Genomic DNA, 10,893 nt, shown 5'->3' on the forward strand with positions numbered 1-10,893 from the left:
GTCCCACCCAGCCCGAGGCCCTGGTGCCCGGCGTGACCAGCGTCGACCGCGCCGTCGACGGCGCCGCCGGGGTATTGCCCGCCCGTATCTATACCCCCGAAGGCCAGGGTCCCTTCCCGGTCATCCTGTATTTCCATGGCGGCGGCTGGGTGTTCGCCGATCGCAACGTCTACGACGCTGGCGCCCGCGGTCTGGCCAAGCAGGCCAATGCCATCGTGGTGTCGGTGGACTATCGCCAGGCGCCCGAATACAAGTTTCCCGCCGCCCATGACGACGCCCTGGCGGCCTATCGCTGGGTGACTACCCATGCCGCCTCGCTGAATGGCGATCCGCAGCGCCTGGCCCTGGCCGGCGAAAGCGCCGGGGGCAACCTGGCGGTGGCGACCGCCGTGGCGGCGCGCAAGGCTGGTCTCACCGCGCCCAAGCACGTGCTGTCGGTCTATCCGGTGGCCCAGACCAACACCCATACCCAGTCCTATGAACAGTATGACGACGCCAAGCCGCTCAATCGGCCGATGATGCTGTGGTTTGTCGAGCAGGTGACCCGTACGCCCGCCGACCTCAAGGATCCACGTCTGGACCTGACTCGGGCCGACCTCGCCGGCCTGCCGCCGGTGACCATCGTCAATGCCGAGATCGATCCCCTGCGGGATGACGGTGGCTTCCTGGAGACCGCCCTGCGTCAGGCCGGCGTCCAGGTGGAGCGCAAGGTCTATCCGGGCGTTACCCACGAGTTCTTTGGCACCGCTGCCGTGGTGCAGAAGGCCAAGGACGCCCAGGCCTATGCCGGCGGCCGCCTCAAGGCCGATCTGGGCAAGTAATCGCGGCGCGTTCGTTCTGCACACCGCCGGCGCCACGCCGGCGGTGTGCATTCAGCCCGGAAACAGCACGGGACCCGTCTCGCGCATGAAGATCTCGCAGGTATTGGGGCCTACCCCCTGCAGGGTCTGCAAACGCCGCTCGAACTCTGCACGATCGACACTGGCCTCGCGCAACCTGAGGAAGCTGCCCCCATAGTCCTCCTGCAGGTGGCGGCAGACATCCAGCAGGCGCGTGGCCGTGCTCTCGTCATAACGTCGGTAATGCCCCTCACCGAGATAACTGACCAGTTGCTGCCGGCTCAGATTGAGCAGCTTGCGCGGCGTGTCGCGACCATAGGTGCGATAGAGCACCGTCCAGGCCTGGGCGGCGATACCCTGGGAGATGCGTTTGCCGAACAGGTAGCTCGCCAGGAACCAGCCGAACAGCGCCGATTCGTCGTCCACCTCCAGCGTCAGGCCGAGATCGGCCGCCGAAGTCGTCTTGCTCAAGCCGTATCCCTCGCGTAGGCGTAATGCCTAGGGAGGATCGCGCGCGGACGAGGTTCGAAAACAGCGACAGCCGGCAGGCTACTGGCGGATCACCTGGCCGCGCTGCGGCGCCAGGCGTGCCAGCAGGGCATTCTGCGCCCGCTCCGGGACGCCCTCGCGCTGCATGGCCAGTTGCAGGTCTTCCACCAGGGCATTGAAGTCGGCGGGTTGCAGATTCAGACCGCGATGACTTTCCGCCATGCTCGCCCCTGCATAGCGACAGGGACCGCCGGCATCGACGCAGAATTTCTGGATGAGCAGACTGCGCAGGCGCGCGATGTCGACGTTGGCGAAGTAGTGCCGGATCCGCCCGTCACGCGCCACATTGAGCAGCATCCCTTCGACGATCCGGGTGATGCCGGGCTGGCCACCCAGCTCCTGATAGAGCCGATCACCCGCCGGCGGCTGGGGCGTGCAGCCCAGCATCAGCAGCAGCGCCGCCAGTACCAGCGTTTTCCCCTGCATCAGTAGCTCCCCTGCAGCGACAGATAGAGACCCTGCTGATCGTCCAGGGTGGCGATCTCGCCCAGCCAGGCATAGGCCAGCACCAGCGACAGGTGCTTGTTGGGGAAGTAACCGACGAAGGTATCCACCCAGTCGCTCTCCCGGGTGAAGGACAGATTCTGCGGCTTCTCGCGATACTCCATGCCCACCGCCCAGCGCGGATTGAAGAACACCGCGGCCGAGCCTTCCTTGAGCCATTGACGGCTGTCGTTGCGGTCGCCCCCGAAGCCCAGTAGCCCCATCTCGTTGGCGCGGCTGTACCTGAGACCGACGTTGATCAAGAGGTTGTAGCCGAAGGCGCCGCCCAGCAACAGCCGACTGGCGCCCAGGTAGCCCTCGACATCGCTGTCGCGCCGCGCGCCCACGGCAGCGGGAATGCCGAAATCCCGTTGATGCTTGTACTGCACCCCCACGGCTATCTGCGGCAACCGGTCGTAGATCAGGTCGCCCGCCAGGCGCACCTTGGCGCCGACGATATCCTGACTGAGGCTGTCTTCCTCAAGCTTCATCAAGTGGCGCAGGGTCGGCATGTCCAGGCGCTGGCGGGCATAGGAGACTTCCACCCGATTGTCGTAGGCCGCCGCCACGCCGGCCGCGTCGAGCCGGTAGTCACCGGTCCACACCCGGGTAGCAAAGGCCGTGGCGCCGGGCTGGCCGCTTTCGCCATAGCCGCCGATCATCGCCCAGGGCGTGATACCGCCGCCCGCCGCGCCTTCCAGACTGCTGGCGCCGCCGGTGGCCAGCAGCTTGCCGCCGTCGGCCTGGGCAGCGGTTGCCAGCAGCAGACCAGCCAGCAGCCAGCCGTGATTCATGACAACGCCTCCAGCACCGGCTGGCTCTGCCGCTCCATCCAGGCCTCGAATTCCGCGGCCGGCACCGGGCGGCTGATGTAGTAACCCTGGATCACATCGCAGCCCCAACTGCGCAACAGCGCCAGGGCCCGGGCTTCCTCGACCCCCTCGGCGACCACTTCCAGGCCCAGGTTGTGGCCCATCTCGATGGTCGAGCGGACGATGACGGCGTCATCGTTGCCCGGCGCCAGTTCCTTCACGAAGGACTGGTCGATCTTCAATTCGTCCACCGGCAGCCGTTTCAGGTGCGCCAGGGAGGCATGCCCGGTACCGTAGTCGTCCACCGACAGCCGGATGCCCAGCACGGACAGCTGCGTCAGCAGCGCGATGGCCGCCTCGGGATCGTCCATGATGGCGCTCTCGGTGATCTCGAAGGTCAGCTGCCGCGCCGAGACGCCGGCGTCATCGAGCCAGCCCATGACGCGCTCGGGCAACCGGGCATCGGCCAGGTCGATCGCCGAGACGTTCACCGACACCTTCACCTCGCGGTCCTGGGTCTGCCAGAGCGCCAGTTGCCGGATGGTCGCCTGGATCACCCAGCGAGTGAGTCCGGCCATGCTGCCACTGCGCTCGGCCAGGGGAATGAATTCACCCGGCGAGACCATGCCCAGCTCGGCATGGCGCCAGCGCAGCAGCACCTCGGCCTGGTGCGGCCCATTGCCCTGCAGGGCCACCTTGGGTTGGAACACCAGCATCAATTCACCCCGCTCGCCCGCCAGCGGCAGGTCGTGGACCAGTTGCAGACGCCGCTGCTGGGCCGCATCCCGCCCCTCATCATAGACCCGCAGGCGATCCGGCACCTGGCCGGCATCGAGCATGGCACTGCGCGCACGTTCGATCAGCAGGGTCGGGTCAGCGCCATGGCGGGGATACTCGACGACGCCGATCCGGCAACTCAGCCGAAACAGCTGGCCTTCCCATTCGATGGGTTCGGCCAGTGACAGGCGCAGTTGCTCGGCCAGACCCACCGCGCCTTCCAGGCCGACGCGACAGAACTGCACGAGAAATTCGTCGCCCACCGGGCGCGACACGCAGCCGCGCCCCGCCAGCAGCACCTGGGCCCGCTCGGCCACCATCCGCAGGATGCGATCACCCCCGGCGACGCCGGCGCTTTCATTGATCGCCTGGAAGCCGTCCAGCCCCAGGTACAGCAGCGACACCTGGGACTGGGTGGCGATAAAGACCCGCAGTCGCTCCTCGGCCAGGATGCGATTGGGCAGCCCGGTCAGGGCGTCGTGCAGCGCATTGTGGTTGAGCCGCTGCTCACGCTCGGCGATCCCCTGGCGCATCTCTTCGAGCACCTGCGCCAGTCGGCCGAATTCGTCACGGCGCTGAACCTCCACCTTGACTCCATAGTCCCCCTGACCGATCCGCCAGGACATCACCGACAGCTGCCGCAGCGGCTGGGCCAGGTTGCGCGCCAACCACAGTGCGCCCAGCAGAGCCGCCAGCAGGGCACCGCCGGCGATCAGCGCCAGTTGCCTGAGCAGGGGTTCGAACTCGGCCATGGCCACGTCGAGCGAACGCAGCAGATAGACCTGTACCGGATGGTCGGCGGTGCCGAGGGTCAGCCGCTTGACCTGATAGAGCCGGCCGCCCAGGGTCAGCTGCCAGCTGTCGCTGCCCTGGGGTGAGGTCGCCAGCGCCTGCACCAGCAGCCGCCCCTCCGGCTCCGGCAGGGTACTGGCCATCAGCGCGGCTTCACCGAGGAACACCACGTCCAGATTGATCAGCGAGCGGAATTCCTCGGCCATGGCCTGATCCATGGCGAAACTCATCACCACCTGGGCGATGGGCACAGGAGCACGGACCGGCACCGTGACCCGCAATTGCGGCAGGCCGGTACCGGCCAGCACGCAACTGCCGTCATTGCCCGACGCCATCGCAACCGGCAGGCGTTCGCCTTCGCTGTGCGCGGTCACGGTACTGGCGATCAGCCGCCCGTCCAGATCCAGCAGGTAGGTATCGCCCGCGCCCACCCGGGCGCCATGGTTGGCCAGCACCGATCTCAGCGTCGGTACGTCGCCGCTGGCCACGGCATCGCGAAAGCCGAAATCGGCGGCGAGCACCCGCACGGCATCGTTCAACCGGCGGCAGCGTCCGTCCAGCACCTGGCGGAACACCCGCGCCCCGGTATCGAGCTGGTCATAGGACTGGCGCACGGCACTGGCCTCGGTGGCGGCCTTGACCGTCAGATAGACCAGGGTGATGACCACCAGCATCAGCAGGAAGAGACTGCCGGCGATGCGGGTCTGGAAACTATGGATGAGCTTCATCGTGCGTGGCCTTGTGGAAGGCGTCCTCGAAAGCGGAGCTTGCCGGTTCCGCAGGCTGCGGCTTCGGCTGAATCGCCAGCTGGAGTTTCAGGGTCATCGGCTTGCCCGCCACATCCAGCGCGGGCTGGGTGACCTCCTGCTTGTCGCTGAGATCGGGATGCCAAAGTGCCAGCTGATAATGACCGTCCGGCGCCTCCAGTCGGGCCCGGCCCTGACTGTCGGTCACTGCGAAACGTCCGGCAGTGGTCACATAAACGTAACCCACCATCCAGTCGTGGATGTTGCAGCCCACCACCACCACGCCGGGTTGATCGAACACCACCGGCGTGCTGGGAAGTCCATGGTAGAGCGGCAACTCGAAGCGTTTGGGACTGGAGAAGGAATACACCTGATGGCGAATGTCATCGGTATTGGGAAAGCTCACCGCTGTCCCGGTGGCCACCGCCAGGACATGGGGGACGAATCGCCGATTCTGCTGATCGATGGCCGCGGGCTGCCGCGCGGGCACCAGGCCCTGGCCCGACAGCATCACCACGGCATCGGCCAGGGGCGCCCCCTGACCATCGACCACCTGCACCGCGACCTCGGCCGCCTGCGCAGCTCCCAGGCCCAACGCCAACCATCCCGCCATAAACCAATGCTTGTTCACCCGCTCTCTCCACCACACGCCCTGGGAAACTCTCGCCGGCTTCGCGGCGTGACTTCAGCTTTAGCGGCAGTGCCGAGGGAATCTTTATCGTCGCGTTGGCCAGGCTCGGTCCCGATCGTCGCACTTCGAGCGGTACCCGACGGTCAAGAAGGACAGCACTTTGCCTGCGTTGAAAAAGCGCCGCCCTCGCCCCATGTTGGCCTCACATCCAAGCCCAAGGTACGCCAATGAGCGATCAGGACAATCAAGCGGATATTCTCAGCGAAGAAGCCGGCCAGACCGGCCTGGTCCTGCCTGGCCAGAATCTTCCCGACAAGCTCTACGTCATTCCCATCCATAACCGGCCCTTCTTCCCGGCCCAGGTCCTGCCCGTCATCGTCAATGAAGAGCCCTGGGCGGAAACCCTGGAACTGGTGGCGAAGACCGACCACCACTGCCTGGCGCTGTTCTACATGGAGCAGCAGCCCGGCGACGCCGAGGGCTTCGATCCCGACCAGTTGCCACAGCACGGCACCCTGGTGCGCATCCACCATGCCACCCGTCAGGACGGCAAGTTGCAGTTCGTCGCCCAGGGCCTGTCGCGGGTGCGCATCCGCGGCTGGCTGCGCCGGCAGCGCCCACCCTACCTGGTGGAGGTCGAACACCTGCGCCCCAACCCCGATCCCAGTGACGAGGTGAAGGCCTACGGCATGGCGCTGATCAACGCCATCAAGGAGCTGCTGCCGCTCAATCCGCTCTACAGCGAAGAGCTGAAGAACTATCTCAATCGCTTCAGCCCCAATGACCCCTCGCCGCTGACCGACTTCGCCGCCGCCCTCACCACCGCGCCGGGCGACGAACTGCAGCAGGTGCTCGATACCGTGCCCATGCTGCAGCGCATGGAAAAGGTCCTGCCGCTGCTGCGCAAGGAGGTCGAGGTCGCCCGCCTGCAGAAGGAGCTGTCCGCCGAGGTCAATCGCAAGATCAACGAGCGCCAGCGTGAATTCTTCCTCAAGGAGCAGCTCAAGCTGATCCAGCAGGAGCTGGGTATCACCAAGGACGATCGCAGCAGCGACATCGAAAGTTTCCGCCAGCGACTGGAAGGCAAGAGCCTGCCCGAAGCCGCGCAGAAGCGTATCGAGGACGAGCTGAACAAGCTGTCCATCCTCGAGACCGGCTCGCCGGAATACGGTGTCACCCGCAACTACCTGGATTGGGCCACCGACCTGCCCTGGGGCGTCCACGGCCAGGACAAGCTTGATCTCAAGCATGCGCGCAAGGTGCTCGACCGCCACCACGCCGGGCTCGACGACATCAAGAATCGCATTCTCGAATTCCTCGCCGTGGGCGCCTTCAAGGGTGAGGTAACCGGCTCCATCGTGCTGCTGGTGGGTCCGCCGGGGGTGGGCAAGACCAGCATCGGCAAATCCATCGCCGAATCCCTCGGGCGGCCCTTCTATCGCTTCAGCGTTGGTGGCATGAGGGACGAAGCCGAAATCAAGGGGCACCGGCGCACCTATATCGGCGCCATGCCCGGCAAGCTCGTCCAGGCCCTGCGCGACGTCAAGGTAATGAATCCGGTCATCATGCTCGACGAGATCGACAAGATGGGCCAGAGCTACCAGGGCGATCCCGCCTCGGCGCTGCTGGAAACCCTGGATCCGGAACAGAACGTCGACTTCCTCGACCACTACCTGGATCTGCGTCTGGACCTGTCCAAGGTGCTGTTCGTCTGCACCGCCAACACCCTGGACTCCATTCCAGGCCCCCTGCTGGACCGCATGGAGGTCATCCGCCTCTCCGGCTATATCGCCGAAGAGAAGCAGGCCATCGCCAAGCGCCACCTCTGGCCCAGGCAGCTGGACAAGGCCGGGGTGCCCAAGGATCGCCTGACGCTCACCGACAGTGCCCTCAAGGCCCTGGTGGAAGGCTATGCCCGCGAAGCCGGCGTGCGCCAGCTGGAGAAGCAGCTGGGCAAGCTGGTGCGCAAGGCGGTGGTCAGGCTCATCGAGGATCCCAAGCTTAAGGTCAAGATCGGTGCCTCGGATCTCGAGGACTACCTGGGCATACCGCCCTTCCGCAAGGAGCAGGTACTCTCGGGAGTCGGCATCATCACCGGCCTGGCCTGGACCAGCATGGGCGGTGCCACCCTGCCGATCGAGGCGACGCGCATCCATACCCTGAATCGCGGCTTCAAGCTCACCGGCAAGCTGGGTGACGTCATGAAGGAATCCGCCGAGATCGCCTACAGCTACGTCACCGCGCACCTCAAGGACTTCAAGGGCGATCCGAATTTCTTCGATCAGGCCTTCGTCCACCTGCACGTACCCGAAGGCGCCACGCCCAAGGACGGCCCCAGCGCCGGCGTCACCATGGCCTCCGCCCTGCTGTCGCTGGCCCGCAACCAGGCGCCGAAGAGAAACGTGGCCATGACCGGCGAGCTGACGCTTACCGGCCAGGTACTGCCCATCGGCGGAGTACGGGAGAAGGTCATCGCCGCACGGCGGCAGAAGATCAGCGAACTGATCCTGCCGGAGACCAATCGTGGTGATTTCGAAGAGCTGCCGGCCTATCTCAAGGAGGGGCTGACCGTGCACTTCGCCAAGCGCTTCGCCGACGTGGCCAAGGTGCTCTTCTAGTCTGACCGGCCAATCTCTTGGGGTATGCTCTGCGTTTTGCCGTCATACCCCGGAGGTTTCCATGTCCAACCGTCTTCTGTTCTGCGGCTGTCTGCTCCTGGCCGGCTGCAGCAGTACCCAGCCGAGTGGCAACCTCATCCTCGGCGACGACAGCGACTGCACCCCGCTGGCCATGCACACGGGCCAGGAACTGACCCTGACCCTGCCCAGCGATCCCACCAGCGGCTATCGCTGGAGCATCCTTCAGCGCAGCGACAACCTCAGGCAACTCGGCCCGGAAGTCTTTCGCGAACGGCGCCAGGATCAGGGCGGCATCGGCAGCGCCGGTCAGTCTCTCTGGCGCTTCCGCGCCCAGAGCGCCGGCAGCGCCCATCTCGAACTCCAGGCCCGCCAGCCCTGGGATGCCGAAGCCGAGCCCCAGGCGCGCTTCGACTGCCGTATCGAAATCCGCTGACGCCACGTCCTGCAGTGCCTGCCGGGGGGTACAATGCCCCCTTTCGATTTTCCAGGTACCGCCCATGAGCGAAGCCGACCGCCTGTTCGCGTCGCCGCAGCCTCCTGCCGACTTCACCTTCAACGAAGACGTGGTGCGCGTCTTTCCCGACATGATCAAGAGATCCGTGCCGGGCTATCCCACCATCGTCGAGAATCTTGGCGTCATCGCGGCGCGGTTCGCCCAGCCCAACAGCCGTCTCTATGACCTCGGCTGCTCTCTGGGCGCCGTGACCCAGGCCCTGCGTCGTCATGTCCGCGCCGAGGGTACCCGTGTAGTGGCCATCGACAATTCCACCGCCATGGTCACCCGCTGCCGCGAATACCTCAGCGCCCAGGATTCGATGCACGAGGAGTTGCTGCCCGTCGAGGTCGTGGAAGGCGACATCCTTGAGGTTCCGCTCGCAGCGGCCTCGGTGATCGCGCTCAACTTCACCCTGCAGTTCATCGCGCCGGAACGGCGCCTGGACCTGCTCAGCCGCCTGCGCAACAGCCTGCTGCCGGGGGGAGCCCTGCTGCTGTCGGAAAAGATCCGGTTCCCGGACGCTCAGACCCAGGCACTGCTCAACGGCCTGCACCTGGACTTCAAGAGAGCCAATGGCTACAGCGAACTGGAAATCGCGCAGAAACGCACCGCCCTGGAAAACGTCATGCTCACCGACACCCTGGACGAACACCGGGCACGCCTGCAGGCCGCCGGTTTCACCACCGTCGTACCCTGGTTCCAGTGCCTCAACTTCACCTCTCTGATCGCCCTACCATGACCCAGCCCCCTTACCTCGCAGACCTGCAACAGGCGCTGGCGGATACCCCGCTGGCCACCTGGTCCCAGTCCCTCGAAGCCGTCCTGGCCGCCAGGTACGCCCGTGGCCATGGCGATCTGCAGCGCTGGCAAGCGGGTATCGATGCGCTCCCCGAAATCGCTGTAGCAGCTGTCGACCTGCGTGAGGCCGTGCGCCTCGGTGGCGCTGCTACCGCGGAACAGCACCAGGCCCTGCGCGAGGCACTGCTGCAACTGCGCCCGTGGCGCAAGGGGCCCTTCCAGCTGTTCGATCTCCATCTCGATACCGAATGGCGCTCCGACTGGAAATGGGACAGGGTCGCCCCCCACCTGGATCTACAGGGCAAGCGCGTCCTGGATGTCGGCAGCGGCAACGGCTACTACCAGTGGCGCATGCTCGGTGCTGGAGCCAGCCTGGTCCTGGGCGTCGATCCCAACTGGCTGTTCCACTGCCAGTTCCAGGCCCTGCGGCGCTATCTGCCCGACCTGCCCACCTGGCACCTGCCACTGACCCTGGAAGAACTGCCCGCACTGGACGGCGGCTTCGATACCGTCTTCTCCATGGGCGTGCTCTACCATCGGCGCTCGCCCATCGACCACCTGCTGGACCTGAAGAACTGCCTCGACAGCGGCGGTGAGCTGGTCTTGGAAACCCTGGTCGTGACAGGCGATGCCACCACCGTCCTGGTCCCCGAAGACCGCTATGCCCAGATGCGTAATGTCTGGTTCCTACCCTCCGCGGCGGCGCTGCAACTCTGGCTGCAACGCGCCGGCTACCGCGATATCCGCCTGGTGGACCTTACCCCCACGACCGTAGACGAACAGCGCTCCACCGAGTGGATGGGCTTCCAGTCGCTACCGGACTTCCTGAACCCGGAAGATCCCAGCTTGACCGTCGAAGGCCTCCCCGCCCCCCTGCGCGCGACCCTGATCGCCCGCAAACCCTGAACGCAAAAAGCCCAGCACATGCCGGGCTTTTTCCTGCTCTCGTAACGCCGCCGTTCGCTTGATCCCTGCAGCGGAGCTGATTGTTGGGCTTCGCTGCGCTCAGCGCCAACCTACGATGATTCTGTGCCGCGCTTCCAACACGACAGTTCGGCGTAGCCGGGCTGTCTGTGCTCTATGCAGACTTAAAGCAGCACCTGCCTAGCAGGCACTGCTCCAACGCCGCCGCCGCGCCCTTTGGTCCCCTCTCCCCCGGGAGAGGGCTAGGGTGAGGGCACCCCCAGCGACGCCGCTTCAGGCGTCCGCTAGCCGATTAGCTGCTTCCAGCGCCCTGGTTCCCGACCAAACTTTTCCCGCCGCAAAGACAACACCCCCGCCAGAGTGATCTGAGCGGGGGTGCTGGGTATTAGGCGCTTGACGATGACCTA

General features: G+C 65.7%; 10 protein-coding genes. 5 read left to right on the forward strand and 5 right to left on the reverse strand.

Annotated elements, in window-relative coordinates:
• Nucleotides 1-821: alpha/beta hydrolase (locus QMX82_RS24480; protein ID WP_282288422.1), on the forward strand; the 821-nt coding region annotated here is incomplete at its 5' end.
• 51 nt (nucleotides 822-872) lie between these two features.
• On the opposite strand, the gene QMX82_RS24485 is transcribed toward QMX82_RS24480, so the two are convergent.
• The 5 genes from QMX82_RS24485 to QMX82_RS24505 form a co-directional block, all read right to left on the reverse strand.
• The gene (locus QMX82_RS24485) at nucleotides 873-1,310 is read right to left on the reverse strand and encodes a DNA methylase (protein WP_282288424.1); all 438 of its coding nucleotides are present in this window, start codon (nucleotides 1,308-1,310) and stop codon (nucleotides 873-875) included.
• 78 nt (nucleotides 1,311-1,388) lie between these two features.
• On the reverse strand, nucleotides 1,389-1,814 hold the full coding sequence (locus QMX82_RS24490; RefSeq protein ID WP_282288426.1) for a group I truncated hemoglobin: 426 nt from the start codon (nucleotides 1,812-1,814) through the stop codon (nucleotides 1,389-1,391).
• On the reverse strand, nucleotides 1,814-2,665 hold the full coding sequence (locus tag QMX82_RS24495) for a DUF3034 family protein (protein WP_282288429.1): 852 nt from the start codon (nucleotides 2,663-2,665) through the stop codon (nucleotides 1,814-1,816). Before QMX82_RS24495 ends, QMX82_RS24490 begins: the two co-directional genes overlap by 1 nt.
• Nucleotides 2,662-4,980 (reverse strand): putative bifunctional diguanylate cyclase/phosphodiesterase, encoded by a 2,319-nt coding sequence (locus QMX82_RS24500; protein WP_282288431.1) that lies wholly within the window; start codon nucleotides 4,978-4,980, stop codon nucleotides 2,662-2,664. Before QMX82_RS24500 ends, QMX82_RS24495 begins: the two co-directional genes overlap by 4 nt.
• Nucleotides 4,964-5,611, reverse strand: coding sequence for a methylamine utilization protein (locus tag QMX82_RS24505; RefSeq protein ID WP_442969415.1), 648 nt, complete (start codon nucleotides 5,609-5,611; stop codon nucleotides 4,964-4,966). Before QMX82_RS24505 ends, QMX82_RS24500 begins: the two co-directional genes overlap by 17 nt.
• A gap of 245 nt (nucleotides 5,612-5,856) precedes the next feature.
• Between QMX82_RS24505 and lon the strand changes: the two genes are divergently transcribed.
• From lon to cmoB, 4 genes are all read left to right on the forward strand, one after another.
• Nucleotides 5,857-8,247 carry an endopeptidase La gene (lon, locus tag QMX82_RS24510; protein ID WP_282288435.1) on the forward strand — a complete coding sequence of 797 codons (2,391 nt, stop codon included), beginning with the start codon at nucleotides 5,857-5,859 and terminating at the stop codon, nucleotides 8,245-8,247.
• 61 nt (nucleotides 8,248-8,308) lie between these two features.
• Nucleotides 8,309-8,701, forward strand: coding sequence for a protease inhibitor I42 family protein (locus QMX82_RS24515; RefSeq protein WP_282288437.1), 393 nt, complete (start codon nucleotides 8,309-8,311; stop codon nucleotides 8,699-8,701).
• A 64-nt stretch (nucleotides 8,702-8,765) separates the two neighbouring features.
• Nucleotides 8,766-9,503 carry a carboxy-S-adenosyl-L-methionine synthase CmoA gene (cmoA, locus tag QMX82_RS24520; RefSeq protein WP_282288439.1) on the forward strand — a complete coding sequence of 246 codons (738 nt, stop codon included), beginning with the start codon at nucleotides 8,766-8,768 and terminating at the stop codon, nucleotides 9,501-9,503.
• Nucleotides 9,500-10,468: a tRNA 5-methoxyuridine(34)/uridine 5-oxyacetic acid(34) synthase CmoB gene (gene cmoB / locus QMX82_RS24525; RefSeq protein WP_282288441.1), complete on the forward strand. Its 969-nt coding sequence runs from the start codon at nucleotides 9,500-9,502 to the stop codon at nucleotides 10,466-10,468. Before cmoA ends, cmoB begins: the two co-directional genes overlap by 4 nt.
• The last annotated feature ends 425 nt before the right edge of the window (nucleotides 10,469-10,893 follow it).

The organism is Pseudomonas sp. PS02302 (genome assembly GCF_029959585.1).
Classification (GTDB): Bacteria; Pseudomonadota; Gammaproteobacteria; order Pseudomonadales; family Pseudomonadaceae; genus Chryseomonas; species Chryseomonas aestiva.